At 67.6% G+C, this 17,139-nt stretch carries 15 protein-coding genes and 2 pseudogenes; 9 read left to right on the forward strand and 8 right to left on the reverse strand.

Annotated features, from left to right (window positions below):
• Window positions 1–88: 88 nt before the first annotated feature.
• Window positions 89–742: a TetR family transcriptional regulator gene (locus ACIRQP_RS35735; protein ID WP_403898040.1), complete on the forward strand. Its 654-nt coding sequence runs from the start codon at window positions 89–91 to the stop codon at window positions 740–742.
• Between the two features lie 94 nt (window positions 743–836).
• Here the strand turns inward: ACIRQP_RS35735 and ACIRQP_RS35740 are convergent, their stop codons facing one another.
• On the reverse strand, window positions 837–1,058 hold the full coding sequence (locus tag ACIRQP_RS35740; RefSeq protein ID WP_403898043.1) for a hypothetical protein: 222 nt from the start codon (window positions 1,056–1,058) through the stop codon (window positions 837–839).
• 766 nt (window positions 1,059–1,824) lie between these two features.
• Here ACIRQP_RS35740 and ACIRQP_RS35745 point away from each other — a divergent pair.
• Window positions 1,825–2,502: a lysostaphin resistance A-like protein gene (locus ACIRQP_RS35745; RefSeq protein WP_403898046.1), complete on the forward strand. Its 678-nt coding sequence runs from the start codon at window positions 1,825–1,827 to the stop codon at window positions 2,500–2,502.
• A gap of 820 nt (window positions 2,503–3,322) precedes the next feature.
• On the opposite strand, the gene ACIRQP_RS35750 is transcribed toward ACIRQP_RS35745, so the two are convergent.
• Window positions 3,323–3,874: a hypothetical protein gene (locus tag ACIRQP_RS35750; protein WP_403898049.1), complete on the reverse strand. Its 552-nt coding sequence runs from the start codon at window positions 3,872–3,874 to the stop codon at window positions 3,323–3,325.
• 80 nt (window positions 3,875–3,954) lie between these two features.
• On the opposite strand from ACIRQP_RS35750, the pseudogene ACIRQP_RS35755 reads away from it, so the two are divergent.
• From ACIRQP_RS35755 to ACIRQP_RS35775, 5 genes and pseudogenes are all read left to right on the forward strand, one after another.
• Window positions 3,955–4,335 (forward strand): annotated as a pseudogene (locus ACIRQP_RS35755) (sensor histidine kinase); the annotation flags it as partial.
• A 25-nt stretch (window positions 4,336–4,360) separates the two neighbouring features.
• Window positions 4,361–4,573, forward strand: a pseudogene (locus ACIRQP_RS35760) (response regulator transcription factor); the annotation flags it as partial.
• A 293-nt stretch (window positions 4,574–4,866) separates the two neighbouring features.
• Window positions 4,867–5,076 (forward strand): hypothetical protein, encoded by a 210-nt coding sequence (locus tag ACIRQP_RS35765; RefSeq protein ID WP_403898187.1) that lies wholly within the window; start codon window positions 4,867–4,869, stop codon window positions 5,074–5,076.
• Window positions 5,077–5,152: 76 nt separating this feature from the next.
• A complete protein-coding gene (locus ACIRQP_RS35770) occupies window positions 5,153–5,584 on the forward strand; it encodes a class I SAM-dependent methyltransferase (RefSeq protein WP_403898052.1) in 432 nt (143 codons plus the stop codon).
• Window positions 5,585–5,627: 43 nt separating this feature from the next.
• Window positions 5,628–6,128: a DinB family protein gene (locus ACIRQP_RS35775; RefSeq protein ID WP_403898056.1), complete on the forward strand. Its 501-nt coding sequence runs from the start codon at window positions 5,628–5,630 to the stop codon at window positions 6,126–6,128.
• Window positions 6,129–6,274: 146 nt separating this feature from the next.
• Here ACIRQP_RS35775 and ACIRQP_RS35780 read toward each other — a convergent pair whose 3' ends face one another.
• Window positions 6,275–6,754 (reverse strand): DUF2000 family protein, encoded by a 480-nt coding sequence (locus ACIRQP_RS35780; protein ID WP_403898059.1) that lies wholly within the window; start codon window positions 6,752–6,754, stop codon window positions 6,275–6,277.
• 16 nt (window positions 6,755–6,770) lie between these two features.
• On the opposite strand from ACIRQP_RS35780, the gene ACIRQP_RS35785 reads away from it, so the two are divergent.
• A complete protein-coding gene (locus ACIRQP_RS35785; RefSeq protein WP_403898169.1) occupies window positions 6,771–7,607 on the forward strand; it encodes a helix-turn-helix domain-containing protein in 837 nt (278 codons plus the stop codon).
• 155 nt (window positions 7,608–7,762) lie between these two features.
• Here ACIRQP_RS35785 and ACIRQP_RS35790 read toward each other — a convergent pair whose 3' ends face one another.
• The 4 genes from ACIRQP_RS35790 to ACIRQP_RS35805 all read right to left on the reverse strand — a co-directional run bounded on the left by ACIRQP_RS35790 (window position 7,763) and on the right by ACIRQP_RS35805 (window position 13,325).
• Complete coding sequence (locus ACIRQP_RS35790) at window positions 7,763–10,114, reverse strand: glycoside hydrolase family 3 N-terminal domain-containing protein (protein ID WP_403898172.1); 2,352 nt, start codon at window positions 10,112–10,114, stop codon at window positions 7,763–7,765.
• A gap of 140 nt (window positions 10,115–10,254) precedes the next feature.
• Window positions 10,255–11,073, reverse strand: coding sequence for a carbohydrate ABC transporter permease (locus ACIRQP_RS35795; protein WP_403898062.1), 819 nt, complete (start codon window positions 11,071–11,073; stop codon window positions 10,255–10,257).
• A complete protein-coding gene (locus tag ACIRQP_RS35800) occupies window positions 11,073–11,972 on the reverse strand; it encodes a carbohydrate ABC transporter permease (protein ID WP_403898175.1) in 900 nt (299 codons plus the stop codon). The genes ACIRQP_RS35795 and ACIRQP_RS35800 overlap by 1 nt, the downstream gene beginning before the upstream one ends.
• A gap of 54 nt (window positions 11,973–12,026) precedes the next feature.
• Window positions 12,027–13,325, reverse strand: a complete 1,299-nt coding sequence (locus ACIRQP_RS35805) for an ABC transporter substrate-binding protein (protein WP_403898065.1) — start codon at window positions 13,323–13,325, stop codon at window positions 12,027–12,029.
• 141 nt (window positions 13,326–13,466) lie between these two features.
• Here ACIRQP_RS35805 and ACIRQP_RS35810 point away from each other — a divergent pair, with 141 nt between their 5' ends.
• Window positions 13,467–14,483: a LacI family DNA-binding transcriptional regulator gene (locus tag ACIRQP_RS35810; protein ID WP_403898068.1), complete on the forward strand. Its 1,017-nt coding sequence runs from the start codon at window positions 13,467–13,469 to the stop codon at window positions 14,481–14,483.
• A gap of 317 nt (window positions 14,484–14,800) precedes the next feature.
• Here the strand turns inward: ACIRQP_RS35810 and ACIRQP_RS35815 are convergent, their stop codons facing one another.
• On the reverse strand, window positions 14,801–16,690 hold the full coding sequence (locus tag ACIRQP_RS35815; RefSeq protein ID WP_403898070.1) for an ABC transporter ATP-binding protein: 1,890 nt from the start codon (window positions 16,688–16,690) through the stop codon (window positions 14,801–14,803).
• Between the last annotated feature and the right edge of the window lie 449 nt (window positions 16,691–17,139).

Consider the following 17,139-nt stretch of genomic DNA (forward strand, 5'->3'; position numbering starts at 1 on the left):
GCCAAATTCAAGGACGTCACCGGTTTCACCGTCGCAGCTCGCTCCCGAGGAGCAGACTCGACTTCGAGCATGACCACCCTGGTGCACTGTGCTGCTTGCTGCGCTATACGATCGCGACGTGGTTGGGAATGCCGACAAGCGACAACACATCCTGGACGTGGCAACGCGCCTCGCCGGAACGGACGGTCTTCGGGGCCTGAGCGTGCGATCTGTCGCCGCCGCGGCCGGTATTGGCGCGACGACTTTGCGAGCGTACTTCCCATCGCAGGCGTTGCTCTACCGGGCCCTCGCGGAGCGGTTGGTCTCCCACGTGCTCAGTGACGATTGGATCCAGGACGTCTCCCAGGCCCCTGCGGATCGCTTGTACGCGAGCCTGCGGCAGTTCCTCCCTGGCGCGGCGAACCGGCATTCCACCCTCACGGTGTGGTTCGAGCTGCTCATCCTCGCTCTTGGCCCCGATGCCAACGAGGAGGTTCTCGAGATGGTTCTCTCCGGGCGTGATGAGTCGGTCGTGATCGCGACACGCTGGTTCACGCTTCTGGCAGCGGATGGATGTGCACTGTCGGACACGCCAGAGGTGTTGGCCGTCCGGTTTGTGGCCCTCGTGGACGGGTTGCACCTAAGCCTCTTGTTCGACAAGGGCGAAGGAGCGCTCGACCGGGCGGAAGACACACTTCGCTGGTTCGCGAAACAGTCCCTGACCGCTCCCGGCGAGAATGCCCCGGACGCGAAACCGGCGTGAAGGATCGCGGGAGCCAGAGAGCACCTTACAAATTGAGTGCTCGTCGCACAGTGCCTCCGGAGTCGTGGTTCACCACCCCGAGCAAGGTGGAACGTCACCGGTACGGCGCGGATCGACTGCCGACCACACGCTCGGCGAACCGGCGGATCGTGTTCTTCTCGGGATCAAGGTCGGCTTGATCGGGGTAGAGCAGTGCATTCAGGTACAGCCCGCCGACAAGCGTCAGCGCAGAGGAGGCATGGCCGTCGACCTCCTCGGGTCTCAGGTACCTCCGGCCGGCGAGGATGGTCAGCCACCGGCGCAGGCGCTCCGCCAATGATCGGCGCGCGTACGACGATGACGCGCGCACCGGGGATGGCGTCAGACCCGGCCGACATCCGATACAGCCCGAACCAGTCCTCGACCGCCGCCGCCCGACCGCCCGAAGGCAAGAGCTGAGCCAGGCACACGAACAAGCGTTGTGACGGGTCGCGCTTGTCGTCGGCGATCGAGAGGTCGTCGACGGAACAGCGGACGAACTCCTCGGCGACGACAGGATGCAGCTCCACCTGGGTTGGAAAACTACAGCGTCGTCGCCCCCCACACCCGCCCCAACCGCGACACGGCGGACGCCCAGCGAACCGGATTCCTCGCGTCGCGGCCAGACGGAGCGCGGCCGTGACGATCTCCTCCCGAGCGGCCATACAGACCAGCCTACCGGCACACTGTACCGCACGGCGTGCGGTACAGTGTGCCGCATGGTGCGGCGTGAACCGGAAGGGACAAAGAGCCCGTGGTCCAATTCGGCGCTCCCCGCACGAAGGGGATCGTCTGAAAACTGATCTCGATCGTCTTCTGGGGTGCGGTCGCCGCGGCGTCGGCCACGCTCGTCGTCAACGCACTGGTCTGAGTGGACCGGCTGCGCGGGATGACAGGCACCGTCGCGGCCGGGTTCCACGCCGGCCAACTTCCTGACCGTTCGACGAAAGACGTTTCCGGTCAGCGTCACCACATACGCGAACCACGCCAGCACAAACAACCCGTCGAAAAATCCGACCCGCATGAGAGGAATTTCTGTGATTTCCCACGCTACTCCGACAGATTTGATCGGTACGGAAAAGCAGCGGCCCGGGTGGCCTGAGATACTCGCGGCCGCCGTCGCCTACATCCTGAGCTACATCATCGGCCCGCCGATCGTCAGCGCACTCACCGATGACGCGCCGGTCGCGAGCGGGCTGTCTCTCGCAGCGCTCTCCGGGATCATGGGCCTGCTCGCCTTCTTCGCCGCTTTCGTCATCCGTATCCGCTCGTGGTCCGCGTTCAATGTCCGCGCCATCACGACTCGCTGGATTGTCATTTCGCTCGGCTTCGGACTGCTCGCGTTTCTCCTGACCCGTGTAGTCGCCATCATCTTCGTGACGATCACCGGGAGCACGGACGGCGATCCGCAGGGCGACTACCACGCCGCGGCCAACGGCGGTCCGCTCGCACTGACTCTGCAATTGCTGTTCATCGCCGTCCTCACTCCCCTCGGCGAAGAGTTCGCGTTCCGAGGCGTGCTCTCCACCGCGCTCAACAGGTACGGCGCATGGGTGAGCGTCATCGGCAGCACCGTCATCTTCGCCTTGGCCCACGGCATCAACCTGGCTCTGATTCCGGCGATCGTCGTCGGCGCGATCAACGGCATTCTGCTGGTGCGCACCAAGTCGGTATGGCCAGGTGTCACCGTTCACGCGGTCAACAACGGCCTGGGAACCATCGCCGGCGTGCTGCTCAGCTAAACCTCGCGCTTTCATGAAGCGGGGTGTCCGACGGATGGCCGGGTAAGCAGAAAGTACCTCTGACCAGCAAGAATGAGGATTGTCGAGGTCCTTGTTCCTGCCACCGTCAGAGGCACTTCCCAGGTGAAGAGGCGTATCGGGTCCTATCCACGAGTCCGTATCGAGGGCGGCGCTACGGAGTGGTGCCCCAGGCCGGGGCCGTGCTGCTGGTCGAGACCGCCCGCAAGCCCAACCCCCCGACGGCGGGACTAGCCAGACGGGCACTCACCGGGCCCCTCCACCTCAACAGCACGCATCGACGAAGCAGCGGCCCTTCCCTCACCGACGGTTGTGTTGTCCGTCCGGCTCAAGCAGTACTACAGCCGCCTCCGACGCCCACCCGGCCCGCTTCCCTTTCCCGGGGCTCACCCGGTTATAGGTCGCGATGCTTCCGACAGCACTCTTGCCGCAGGCTGCCGGGCCGGGGAGGGCCTCCCCAGTTCCCGCCGTCACCGTCGAAACGTTCCATGCCCCATACGCCGGGGAGTTCTTCGCGGCAGCCATCCAGGATCTTCACCGCTTCCATGGCCTTCGCCCTGATTTCGAGGGCTCGGCTCTCCCCGTCCCCACCCTCACGGACGGGCCTCTAACGACGCCGCAGGCTTCGCGTGATGCTACGGACCGCTTCTTCGCTCCCCCTTCACAGTGCTTTCGGCACTGGACTTCGACGCCGGGCGTTTCCCCCCGACACCACCAGCCTGCTACCGGGCCTCCTGGCAGCTACCCGGACCGGACTCACACCGGCAGGTGACGACGAGCTTACGAACCAGCGATCAACCACCTACATGGCCAACCTCCAAGTCCTGCTGGGCGTACGAAAGCCCGAGGCTAGAGTTACCGCCCGTACGTCATCCATATCGAGCGTGCCCATGACACGTAGCGATTCGGCGACAGCATTGATGACCGCGCGCGTCTCGTAACTGGACAACTGTTCTTCCGTACCGGTCGCTTGAACGGCACGCCGGACCAACTCCTCCGCTATCCGGTGCAGAGCCTTGTCGGACAAGGTCCGCTGCTCGCCCCGGAAGGACACGAGCCGGGAGACCCGGACAGGCTTGTCAACAAGGCCCGCCCCCGGGCCCCCATTCAGGAAGAGCTTCCTGATCAGCGGACTCACTACGCTCGACGCCAGGCGCGCCCCGATGACAGCGGGTTCCATCTGCACTCCGAGTGATGACTCGTGGCACCGTCGGCCGCGCCGACCCAAGGACAAGACGACCGGCTCACCGCCAATTACCTTCTGAGCAAACTCACTTCGCCTCGCCGCCCGAATGCACCAGCAGCGGATACCAGTCGTTCGACCCAGGCCGCTCAGAGTAGTGGTCCTCACCATCTTTGCCCCCCTTCCACGACGACGCCCGCACACCGTCCGATCAGCGAGCGCTGCTCGGCGTGCACATGTCGGACGGCCAGTGGGCCGAACACAACGGTGTACGCGGCGACTTCACGCTCACAGGCCTGGCACAGAACGTGTAAAGGGAGGTCTCCGCGACGCTGCTGCGGATCACCCGGGAGGCCCTGGCGAACGCAGCGAAGCACGCTGGCGCCTCGCGTGCCGGCGTCACGCTCAGCTTCATGGACAGCGAGGTCACCGTGGACGTCCGCGACGACGGACGGGCCTTCGGCCCGCTCACGCTGCCAGGGCTGCACCGGCACCGGCTGCTTCAGCCTCGACGAGACGCAGGCCCGCGCGGAGCGCATCGCCGGATCGCCGGATCGCTCATCGTGGAGTCCGAACCGGGCGGCGGGACGGCCGTGTCGGCGCGCGCACCATTGATCCAGCACAAGGCGTGACGTGCTCGAGGACAAGAGCGACCACATGCCCGATTCCATAGCCGGCGCCCCAGCCGCAGAAGACATGATCTCGCTTCTCATCGTCGACGAACATCCGGTCGTCCCGGACGGTCTGCGGGGCATATTCGAATCCGCACCCGGTTTCGTCGTGCTCGCCGAGGCGTCCAACGGTGTGGAGGACGCCACGCTGACCACCGAACTCGACCCGAATGTCGTCCTGATGGTCCTGATGGGGCCGTGCCCGGTGGCCAGGGCGTGCAACACGGTCGCGCGGGCCGGTCGGCGGGTGAGCCAGGCCGGCAACCAGACGGGATGCTGTTGCGACTGCGCGTGGAACACAGGCTCAAGATCGGGACGCATACGGCCGTTGGCGCTGAGCATGTCGTGGAGCCGGTGGCGCACCGCGCAGCCGGGGCACAGACCGCGGTGGTGGAGCCGGGTGATCGTGCAGCGTTCGCGGCAGGGCTGCCGGTTGGTCGGGGGCTTGCGCCAGCAGGTCCGGCACAGTGCGTCTCCCTCCGGTGTCCGGGCATGGACCCGCAGGACTCGTCCGCACTCGGAACGGGTCATCCCATGTCCGTGGAGCTGTTCGCCGTCATCGCGGCCATCGTCCGCCGCCACACCGCCGGCGGCCGGACCATCCCGCCGCTACCCCGCTACGACCCGAAGGAACGGCAGAGCAGCGCGCCCGTGCCGTTCTTGTTCCAACGCAAGATCGGGACCAAGCACGAGGTCGTGTAGGACACCACCGTGGTGAACATGCTGAAGCGCCACCGCGTCGAGCTCGCCGAACTGCACCCGGACGTACGGCGGAGCCATGGCCCGGTGGGTAGCCGCTGCCCTGCGCTCGTCTCACCGAGATGGTGACGGGCACCTCGGATGCGGCGACGGCGGCGACGCGCTGTGGCTCGCCCGCCAGGGCTGGCACGTCACCGCCACCGATATCTCGGCCGTGGCGGTCGAACGGCTCGCCGCCCTCGCCCGCTCACACGGCCGGAACGACCGCGTCATCACCGTGCGGCACGACTTGCACAAGTCTTTCCCGCCCGGCGGATTCGACCTGATCTGCGCCCATTACCAGCCCGACACCCGGTACCCGAGCCCGCGAGAGGTCGCCGCAGGTATCGACCTGGCCTCGGAGACATGGACGGTCGAGCGGGCAGACACCCCCCGCCGGATCGCGACCGGACCGGACGGGCGCACCGCCGAGGTCATCGACCATGTCCTCCTCATCCGCCGCACTGCCTGACACGACGGCCCGCGCGGCCCCCGACGTAGGTAAGGAGACCACTGTGCCCAGCACCACCCGCCGCAACCGCCGCCGCGACACCCCGCCACCCCGGACCGGAAGCAGCGAGATGGAGGTCCTGCGCGGATTCCTCGACTACCTCCGGACTTCGATCGCCGCGAAGGTCGACGGCGCCCCCGAACCGCAGGTGCGAACAGCCGCAGTGCCGTCGGGTACGAACCTGCTCGGCCTGCTCAACCATCTGAATTTCGTCGAGCGCTCGATGTTTCTCGGGGACGACGTCACTGACTGGCAGGCGACGTTCCAAGCCGCACCGGCGGACAGCGTGGCCGACGTCGTCGCTCGCTACCGAAAGGCGGTCGAGCGCGCGAACGACGTTCTCGACGGATGCACCGGTCTCGGCGCACCGGTCCCTCGACCGCGGCCGGACCGCCCCGCTCCCAGCGTCCGCTGGCCACTCACCCACATGATCGAGGAGACCGGCCGACACGCGGGCCACGCGGACATCCTCCGCGAACTCATCGACGGCACGACCAGCCTCTGATCCACCTTCTCTCCAGGCCCGGCAGTCCTGGCTCGGACACCGGGGAGCAAGTAACCCGCCGGTAGGTTTTAGGGATTCACCGACGTCGGCCTGCGGCCGGGGCTCGCTCGGCGACATTCCGGACGACCGCGTCGACGTGAAGTCGCTCAGGGGTGCATTCGCGCGCCCTTGAAGACCTTGTCCACCGCGTTGCGCGGCCCGTAGACGGCCATCCCCACAAGATCGAGCTGGTCCTTTCCCACGGCGCGTACAGCCGCCCGGTTGTCCCGGTCGTTGCCCGTGCCGAACAGGTCTGACGTGAACATGGCCCTCGGCAGCGAGCGGGACAGCGCACGACCGTGCGCGGCGGCGAGTGTTTCCTTCGTCCCCTCGAAGACCAGCACGGGCTGGCGGAACATCGGAAGATACGCGGTGTCGTCGGCGTCCACGTACGGCTCGCCGATCACCTCGGGTGACGTCGTGCCGAGCCCGCTGACCAGGAAGGCGGTCACGTTCAGCCGTTGCCAGGACTCAAGGTCGTCGCGCAACAGGACGGCGATCTTGGTGTCGAAGCGGACGGGCACGTTCTCACACCCTGCACCGGTCTCAACCCCGGCCCCAGCGCTGGTCTCATCCTCGGTTCTCATGCTTCGAGACTCCCGGATGCGCGCCTTCTCCGTCTTGTACGTTCTATGCGTGACGCCCCGGCAGGAGATCTCAGCTTGGCGCCCGCCGGTCGCGGGTGTCGTGGAGGTCTTCCACGCCCACTTCACCGAGCACGTGTACCCCATGCACGTCCACGACGCCTGGACTTTGCTGATCGTCGACGACGGCGCGGTCCGCTACGACCTGGACCGCTACGAGCGCGGTACCCCGAGCGACACCGTGAGCCTGCTCCCGCCGCAGGTCCCGCACAACGGCTCACCCGCCACCCCTCACGGCTTTCGCAAGCGCGTGCTCTACCTCGACATGACACAGCTGGACGAGCGCTTCATCGGACCGGCGGTGGACGGCCCGGACCTCACCGATCCCATCCTGCGCAGACGCGTCGGACAGCTGCACACAGTCCTCGCGAACCAGGGTGACGAGTTCGAGGCGGAGAGCCGTCTGGCACTCATCGGCGATCGGCTGCGGGAGCATCTGCGCCCCAGGCTGGTCTTCGGCAGTGGGAGGCCCGACCGCGGCATCGCCCAGAGCCTGCGTGACCTCCTCGACGAGCGACTGCGTGAAGGCATCACCCTGGAAGAGGCCGCGCGCCTGGTCCACGCCCACCCCGCACATCTCGTACGTGCCTTCAGCGGCGCCTTCCGGATCGCCCCGCACCAGTACATGATGTCCCGCCGCGTCGACCTGGCCCGCCATCTGCTACTCGACGGACAGCCGCCGGGCGAGGTAGCGACCGCCGCCGGCTTCTACGACCAGTCCCATCTCACCCGGCACTTCAAGCGGGTCGTGGGCACCACCCCGGGCCGGTACGCCCGCACCGGAGCCGCCAGCTGAGCATGGGCCGCCCTCGCTCGCCGCAACCTGCTCCCCAGCGGGACGCCGTGAGACCGAAGCTGAGCGCAGTTGCGAGGTGTCTGAGGGTGCTCGCATCGAGGCCGAGGGCGTGGCCAAGGCCAACGCGACCAGGGACCTCAGGGGCGTGGGGAGCCTCAGAGGCGTGTAACGGTGAAGCCGGCGTGCAGCTCGCGCGTGTGGTCCACATGTCTCGGGGCGCCGGTCAGAGTCACCGCGGCCGTGAATCTGATGTCGGTGCTGGACGCTGCGAGCCGCAGTTCGAGCCGCCCCGGCTCGACCACACGGCGGCCGTCCCTGCCGGTGAAGGACGCCAGGTCCGCGGGCACGGTCACGCTGATCCTCGCCGACTCGCCCCGGTCCAGTGGGACGCGTACGTATCCGATCAGTCGCTGGACGGGCTGGACGACCGAGGCCACCGGGTCGCGCAGGTACAGCTGGACGACTTCGTCGCCTGCCCGGCCGCCGGTGTTGCGGACGGTGAAGGTGAGGGTGACCGCACCGTCGGTGAGGAGGGTGGGCAGGCGTCCGCCGTCCCCACCGACAGCGGGATCGGCCGGCGCGGGTTCACCATGGCCACCGACATCGAGGTCCGACCAGGCGAACGTGGTGTACGTCAGACCGTGGCCGAATCCGAAGGCCGGCGTGGGGTCGATGCTGGACACCTCGCTGACCGTGGCCAGCGGGGCGGCCAGGTACGTCGAGGGCTGGGCGCCCGCCAGACGGGGGACGCTCACGGGCAGACGCCCGGAAGGGTTGATCCGGCCGCTGAGCACACCGGCCACCGCCGCCGTGCCTTCCTGGCCGGGGAAGAACGCCTGGACGATCGCCGCCGCCTCCCCGCTCGCCCGGCCCAAAGCGTAGGGGCGGCCGGCCAGCAGCGTCACCACGACGGGTGTCCCGGCGTCGAGGAGCGCGTCGAGGAGCTGTCGCTGCACGCCGGGCAGTGCGAGGCTCTCCGCGTCGCAGCCCTCGCCGCTGGTGCCGCGGCCGAAGAGTCCGGCTCGGTCCCCGAGCGCGGCGATGACCACGTCCGCCTCGCGGGCCGCCTCCACCGCCTCCTCAAAACCACTGGTGTCGGTGGTGTCGACCTCTGCCCCGGTGACGGTGATGAGCGTGCTGCCCGGGAACTCGGCCGCCAATGCCTCGCGGAGGGTGGGCAGTTCGATGCCGGTGGGCGTGTCGGGGTGCTGGGAGCCGACGTGCACAGGGAAGGAGTAACAGCCCAGGACGGCCGTCGGAGTGTCGGCCTGCGGGCCGATCAGGGCGATTCTGGCCGGGCGGCCGAGAGGAAGGCCTCCCTGGTTGCTCAGCAGGATGACGGCGCGCTCCGCGAGCCGACGGGAGATGTCCCGATGTGCGGGGCTGTTCAGGCTGACTGTCCCGCGCAGTTGTTCCTTGTTGTCGAGGGCATGGTTGTCGAGGACGTGTGGACCGGCCGTGGCAAGGGCGGGCGGTACGGGACTCCAGGCCGGGTCGAGGAGCCCGAGAGCCTCCTTCTGTGCCAGAACACGGCGCACGGCGCGGTCGACCACTTCCTCCGGCACCTGCCCGGACGACACCATGTCGCGCAGCGGCGTGCCGAAGGTCTTGACGGTGGGCAGTTCTATGTCGACCCCGGCCGTCAGTGCGGCGGCCGCGGCCTCGCCCCAGTCCGCCGAGACACCGTGCAGGGTCTTGAGGAAGGCGATGCCGAAGTAGTCGGCGACGACCGTGCCGGTGAAGCCCCACGTGTCGCGGAGCAGACCGGTCAGCAGCTCCTCGTCGGCCGCGCACGGCACGCCGTCGGTGTCGGTGTACGCGTGCATGACGGACCCTACGCCACTTTCGCGTACCGCCATCTCGAAGGGCGGGAGCATGACGTCGGCGCGCTCGCGGGGCCCCATCCCCACAGGTGCCAGGTTGCGCCCGCCGCGCGAGGCCGAGTACCCCACGAAGTGTTTCAGTGTGGCCACGATCCCCGCGCTCTCCAGCCCTTTGATGTAGGCGGTGGCGATGGTGCCGACGAGGTAGGGGTCCTCCCCGATGGTCTCCTCGACCCGGCCCCAGCGGGCGTCCCTGACGACATCGAGTACGGGGGCGAGGCCTTGATGCACGCCCACCGCACGCATGTCCCGTCCGATGGCGCGGGACATCTCTTCGACCAGGCCGGGGTCGAAAGCGGCTCCCCATGACAGGGGGACCGGGTAGGTGGTGGCACCCCAGGCCGAGAACCCGGCGAGGCACTCGTCGTGTGCCATGGCCGGTATGCCGAACCGGTTCGCCGCGACGATGCGTTCCTGGGTGCGCATGAGCGACAGGGCTCCCAGGGCGGGATCGACCGGAACGGTACCGAACGGCCGGGTCAGCTGCCCGAGTCCATGGGGCAGCAGCTCGTCGAGCGTAGGGGGCTCGTCCATGTCGTGCTGGTGAGGCGCCACTTCGGCGCCGTCGTTGGAGGCACCGGCCCACAGACCATAGAGCTGGGCGAGCTTCTCCTCCAGGGTCATGGCGGCCAGGAGTTCGTCGACGCGCGACGCGATGGATGAGGTGCCTGGTGACGCGACGGACGACGCACCGGGCGTACCAAGTCGTGCGAGAGGGTCGGGATCCGTGCTTTCGGAACAGGTGTCGGCGGTCACGTTGCGGATCACTTTCCTCCGACGCCCATGAGCCCCTGGACCAGGGCGCGGCGTGCGAACAGGTAGACGAGCAGGACCGGCACCGTGGAGAGGACCACGGCCGCCAGCAGGCCGGGGATGTTGATGCTGTATTGGGTCTGGAAGTTGTAGAGCCCGAGGGTGAGGACCTTGGTGTTCTCGGACTGGGTCAGGACCAGGGGGAAGAGAAAGCCGTTCCACGCCTGGAGGGCGGAGAAGATGACGATGGTCGACAATCCGCCCTTCGAGAGGGGAACGACGAGCTGGAAGAAGACCCGGCGGGTGTCGGCGCCGTCGATGGCCATGGCCTCGAACAGCTCATCGGTGATGTCACGCATGGCACCGGTGAGGATGAGAGCGCACACGGGCAGGCAGAACGCGGCAGTGGGCAGAATGACGCCGATGAGGTTGTCGTAGAGGCCCGCTTTGCTGATGACGTAGAACATCGGGACGATCACTGCCTGCGCGGGAATGGCGAGCCCCAGCAGGAAGAGCCGGAATACGCGCGGGCCTGAACGTCCGCGGTGCCGCACGATCGAGAAAGCCAGAGGAGGGACGAGGAGCAGCACGATGACCACCACACTGGTCGTCACAATGACGGTGTTGAGGAAATAGCGGCCGAAGCCGTTGGAGAAGTTGTCCGTGTAGTTGGACAGGCTGAAGCTGTCGGGGAACGACAGGGGGCCGCCGGTGGTGTAGTCCGCACGGGACTGCACGCTGGCGCCGAGCAGCACGTACAGCGGCAGCGCGACCAGGCAGAGCCAGAGCAACGCACCCGCGCCCGCGAGGTAGTTGGGGGTACGCCTCATCACAGTCCCTCCTTCGTGCCGGCCATCTTGTCGTAGCCGGAGACACGCACCACGACCAGCGAGATGAGCGTCGCCACCACGACGAGCAGCAGTGCGATCGCGGCTCCCGCGCCGAAGTCGAAGCCCTTGAATGCCTTTTGGTACATGTAGAAAGCCGTGATGGTGGTGTCGGTACCCGGGCCGCCCTGGGTGAGGATCAACACGGTGTCGAAGGTGGTCAGCCCGCCGACGACCATGAGGATCACCGACGTGATGATGGCATTGCGCAGCTGCGGCAGCGTGATGTGGAAGAACTGGCGTACGGTCCCGGCGCCGTCGATGGCGGCGGCCTGGTACAGAACCGTAGGTACCGCCCGCGCCGCCCCTTGGTAGATCAGTGCGTGGAGCGGTGTGAACTGCCAGGTGCTGACGAATACGAGAACGCCGAGCGCTGCGGTTCGTGACCCCAGCAGGTTGCCGTCCCCGAACAGCCAGCGCGCCTCGGCGGGAACACCGAAGTTGGGGTCGAGCAGGGCGCGCCACAGCACCGACACCGCGGTGGCGGACAGGAGGAGCGGGACGAAGAAGATCGCGGAAAGGACGGCGCGGTTGCGCTGGGGCCCGGCCGCCCAGACACCGAGCAGGATACTCAAGGGTGTCTGGACCGCTACGCCCAGCGCGGTGAGCAGCACACTCAGCCAGAGACTCTTGATCATCACTGGGTCGTGGAACAGCTTGGTCCAGTTGTCGAGGCCCGCGAATTCCGGTGAGCCCAGACCGCCCCAGCTGGTGAAGGAGAGCACCGCCACCAGGACGAGGGGCACGATCGCGAACAGGACAAAGAACACGGTGGCGGGGACGGCCCAGCCGATGCCGGGGCGCGCCACCCCGAGCCGGGTCGTCGCTCCCCGGCCGGGCATGGGCCGTTTCACCGGCACCCGCGATGCGGTTGCGGTCATGATCGGATCAGCCCTTTACGCGGTGGTCAGGGCCTGCATGGCCTTGATGAAGCCGTCGGCGTCGAGGCTTCCGTTGAAGAACTGCTGCACCGCCTGGTAAATGGGCGTCATGTTCTCGGGCGCGTACGCCTGGTCCCACGAGATCTGGAACGACGGGGCCTTGCCGACCAGGTCGAGCTGGTACTTCAGGTACTCGGGGTTGGTCGCGCCGGCCAGGTGTTTCTCCGTGTTCGTCGTGGTGGGCAGGTTCCCGATGGCCAGCTGCGACGTGACGAACCTGTCGGAGTACATCAACTTCAGGAACTCCGCTATGGCGTCGGCGTGCTTGGTCTTCTTGGTCACCGAGTAGAAGTTGTTGGTGTTGCCGACGATGCCGGCCGGGTCGCCCTTGCCGCCTTCGATCGCCGGGAAGGCGCTGTACCCGAGGTCGTTCTTCGCGAACTCGGGGCTGGCCTCCTGCTGCGTGGAGTACGCCCACGAGCCCATCAGTTCGAACCCGGCCTTCCCACTCGCCAGCAGCGCGGCGGAACCCTGGTCGGTCCACTTCACCGAGTCGTAATTGGTGCCGAACGCCTTGGCGTCGACCAGTTCCTTGAGCATGCCGAGCGCCTTCCTGCTGTCGGCGCTGTCCCAGGCCTCCTTGTCGCCGGACACTGCCTTCTTGAACAGACCGGGTCCCGCGACGCGGTCGTACAGGTACTCGAACCACATAAGTGTGGGCCACTTGTCCCCACCACCGAGCGCGATCGGTGTGATCTTATTCGCCTTGAGCTTGTTCACCGCTTCGAGCAGATCGGCCCAGGTCCGCGGCGGCTGCACACCGGCATCCGCGAGTACCCGCTTGTTGCTGAACATCAGGACGGGCTGAGTGCCACGCATCGGTACGCCGTAGGCCTTGCCGTCGACGACAGCCGTGTCGAAGACCGAGGGCAGGAAGTTGGACTTGAGCCCCGGGTCTTTCTTGATCATGTCATCGAGCGGCAGGAGGAGATCGGCCTTGACGAACGGCTGGATGCTTCCGGCCCCCCAGTTGTAGAAGACGTCAGGGGCCTGCGGGGTGTTGATGACCGTCTGGAGCTTCTGCTGATAGTCGGCGCCGGGAACGGTATCGAGGACTGCCTTGACTTCGGAGGTCTTGTTGAAGGTCTCGACGATCTGCTTCTCGACCTTGTTCGTTGCGTCCCCGTACACAAGTACGTGGAACTCCTGGGACCCGCCGGCGCTGCCGCCGTCGCCGCAGGCCGTCAGGGACAGACCCATCGCGAGGGCTGCGCCGCCGGCGACGTACCGGGCGAGTCGCATGCGTATCTTCATGGATCAACCTCTCGAAAGTATCGGCGACATTGCCGAAAGTCTCTTGGCGGGGTGACGGTAGAACGCCCACCAGGAGTGGTCAACAGCGCTGTCGGCGCGCTATCAAACCGTGACCAACGGGCGGTGCCTTATGATCCGTGCATGCGTGACGACAGGAGTGCAGGCCGAGTGACCCTCGCCCAGGTGGCTTCGCAAGCCGGAGTATCTCTTTCGACAGTTTCGAAGGTCCTCAACGGGCGCACGGACGTCGCGGCCCCGACGCGGGTCAAAATCGAGGGACTGCTCGAAGAACACGGGTACCGGCGCTCGGCCCCCACACCGCCGGATGTACCCCTGCTCGAAATCGTCTTCCATGAGCTGGACAGCGCCTGGTCCATGGAGCTCATCACAGGCGTACAGAATGTGGCCAAGGCCACAGGTATGAGCGTGGTGCTCACAGAGACCGGCACCCGGCACTCCCCCGGCGCCGACTGGGTGGAAGGGGTGCTGCGCCGTCGGCCGCGCGGCGTGGTGCTGGTCTTCTCCACGCTTCCTGACGAGCTCAAGAAGAAGCTCTGGTCCCGCGCGATCCCGTTCGTCATCATCGACCCGGCCGGCGACCCCGAGCCGGACGTGCCGTCCGTGGGCTCGGCCAACTGGGCGGGCGGCCTCGCCGCGACCCGGCACCTCATCGAGCTCGGTCATCGCCGGATCGCCGTCATCACCGGACCCGAGGACATGATCTGTTCCCTCGCGCGGCTCGACGGCTTCCGTTCGGCCCTCGGCATGGCGGGGCTGGAAGCGGATCCCGCGCTCATCCGGTTCGGCGACTTCCATGTGGGGTCGGGTCATGCCCACGCCATGGAGTTGCTGAGCCGTCCCGACCGCCCGACCGCGATTTTCGCGGGGAGCGATCTCCAGGCTCTGGGGGTGCTGGAGGCGGCCCGGGTCCTCGGCCTGCAGGTGCCCGAGGATCTTTCCGTCGTGGGGTACGACGACATCCCGCCCGCCCAGTGGTCCAGCCCCGCGCTGACGACCGTCCACCAGCCGCTGGTCGAGATGGCCGAGGAGGCCGCGCGCATGCTGCTGCGGCTGCGCGATACGGATCAGACCGCCGCGCGGATCGAACTGGGAACGAAGCTGGTCGTCAGGAACAGCACGGCGGCGGTACGTACCTGACCTCGCCGCGCGTCCGACACGACGGTACGGCGGGCCGTAGCGTCCGACACGACGGTACGGCGGGCCGTGCCATGGGCCCGGCCCGCCGGGACACGGCCCGACACCGAGGACGACGCCTTCTGGGCCTGGGCCGTCGTCGACACCCTGCGACACACCGGCGTCCGGGCCGAAGAACTCGCCGAACTGCCACCTGGCGCTGGTCCCCTGCAAACTCCCCCCAGCTCCCGGACACACGGAAGCTTCCCCTTGATCATGGGCACCACCGCACACCCCGCCGCGGACTGGGGTCGGCGGCCACCGATCCGGCCTCCCATTGCTCAGGCGACCTCGACCGGCTCCGCGCCGTCCTCCGCTCGGAACTGGGTGCGATACAGCTCCCTGTATCTGCCGTCCATCGCGAGAAGCTCGCCGTGCGTACCGCGTTCCATGATCTGTCCGTCCTCGACGACGAGGATCAGGTCGGCGGCGCGCACCGTGGAGAGGCGGTGGGCGATGACCACGGCGGTCCGGCCCTCCAGGGCTTCGGTGAGGGCCTCCTGGACCTCGGCCTCGGAGGTGTTGTCCAGATGGGCGGTGGCCTCATCGAGGATGACGACACGCTGCCCGGCCAGCAGCAGCCGGGCAATGGTCATGCGCTGCCGCTCACCGCCCGACAGCCGGTACCCGCGCTCGCCCACGACAGTGTCGAGGCCATCGGGAAGCTCGGCCACCAGGGTCTCAAGGCGTGCGCGGCGCAGTACGTCCCACAGTCTGCTCTCGTCGGCCTCGGGCTTGGCGAGCAGAAGGTTGGCGCGGATCGTGTCGTGGAAGAGGTGGCCGTCCTGGGTGACCATGCCGACCGTGGCGCGGATGGAGGCCGCCGACAGGTCGCGTACGTCGATGCCGCCGACGCGTACGGCGCCCTCGTCCACGTCATACAGGCGGGGCAGGAGCTGGGCGATGGTCGACTTGCCGGCCCCTGACGAGCCCACGAGCGCAACCGTACGGCCTGCCTCGGCGCGGAAGGAAATCCCGCGGAGGACTTCACCGCCCACACGGGTGTCGAGGCTCGCGACCTCCTCGAGCGAGGCGAGCGACACCTTGTCGGCGGAGGGGTAGGCGAAGCGGACGTCGTCGAACTCGACGGCGACGGGACCGTCCGGTACCCCGCAGGCGTCCGGCTTGTCGGCGATGAGAGGTTCCAGGTCGAGGATTTCGAAGACCCGCTCGAAGCTGACGAGGGCGCTCATGACCTCGACGCGGGCGCCCGCAAGAGCCGTCAATGGGGCGTAGAGGCGGGTCAGGAGCAGGGCGAGCGCGACGACGGAGCCGGCTTCGAGGGTGCCCTTGAGCGCGTAGTGGCCGCCGAGTCCGTAGACGAGCGCCAGGGCGAGGGCGGCGACCAGGGTGAGAGCCGTGATGAACGCCGACTGCGCCATGGCTGTGCGCACACCGATGTCCCGTACGCGGCGGGCACGATCGGCGAATTCGGCCGACTCGTCGGCGGGTCGCCCGAAGATCTTCACCAGGGTGGCGCCGGGGGCGGAGAACCGCTCGGTCATCTGTGTGCCCATGGCGGCGTTGTAGGCGGCGGCCTCCCGCTGGAGGCCGGCCATGCGGGTGCCCATGCGCCGCGCCGGCACGACGAAGACGGGCAGCACGACGAGGGCGAGCAGGGTGATCTGCCAGGACAGGGTGAGCATGACCGCGAGGGTCAGCAGCAGGGTGACGACATTGCCGACGACTCCGGACAGGGTGTTACTGAAGGCCCGCTGGGCGCCGATCACGTCGTTGTTGAGCCGGCTGACGAGAGCCCCCGTCCGGGTGCGGGTGAAGAACGCGACGGGCATGCGCTGGACGTGATCGAAGACAGCGGTGCGCAGGTCGAGAATGAGGCCCTCCCCGAGGTTCGCGGACATCCAGCGGTTCAGCAGTCCGAGTCCGGCCTCGGCGAAGGCGATCAGGGCGATGAGCACGGCCAGGGTGGTGACCCGGCCCGACTGGTCGCCGGAGACAATGGCGTCGACTACCTGTCCGGCGAGGATCGGTGTCGCGACGGCCAGCAGCGCGATCACCACGCTGAGCAGCACGAAATGGGTAATGCGGCGGCGGTGCGGCCGCGCGAACGCGCCGACACGACGCAGTGTGTCGCGGGCCAGGGGGCGGCGATCCCGCGTGGCGTTCATGACGCTGTGCAACTGGGTCCAGGCCGTGGTCTCCATGCTCATGCAAGGACGGTAGAACCTCAACCAGGCTCAAGGCGACAAGTTTGTGCCGTTCCTGGACTACTGCCGTCAGCATCTGGCCGCTGCTCCGCACCTGTGATCAACCGCGCTGTTGGACCATCGTTCCCGACGGTGTCGGGCGGCGACGCCTTTCCGGAGCGAGCCCGGCGGAGAATGCCGGACGATCCCTCACGAACCCGGGGTCCGCGAGCGGAGGGTCCTCAGCTTTCCGCTCCAGCGGCCTTCTCAAGGAGGCCGCTGGTGGCCTCCACAGCCTGAGTTCTCGGTAACGGGCGTGCGCGAAGGGCGCGCCACCTCGGTTTCCTCGTCGGTTACCACGAAGGCGCAGTCGCAAAGGTGCGCCCAGCGGTCCTCAAGGGCGATCGAGGCGAGTGCCGGCGCCGAGCCGGACGAGGATGCCGCTCCCGGGGACAGCCCGGTGCCCCCCGTGA

It is taken from the genome of Streptomyces sp. NPDC102274, from assembly GCF_044766385.1.
GTDB lineage: Bacteria > Actinomycetota > Actinomycetes > Streptomycetales > Streptomycetaceae > Streptomyces.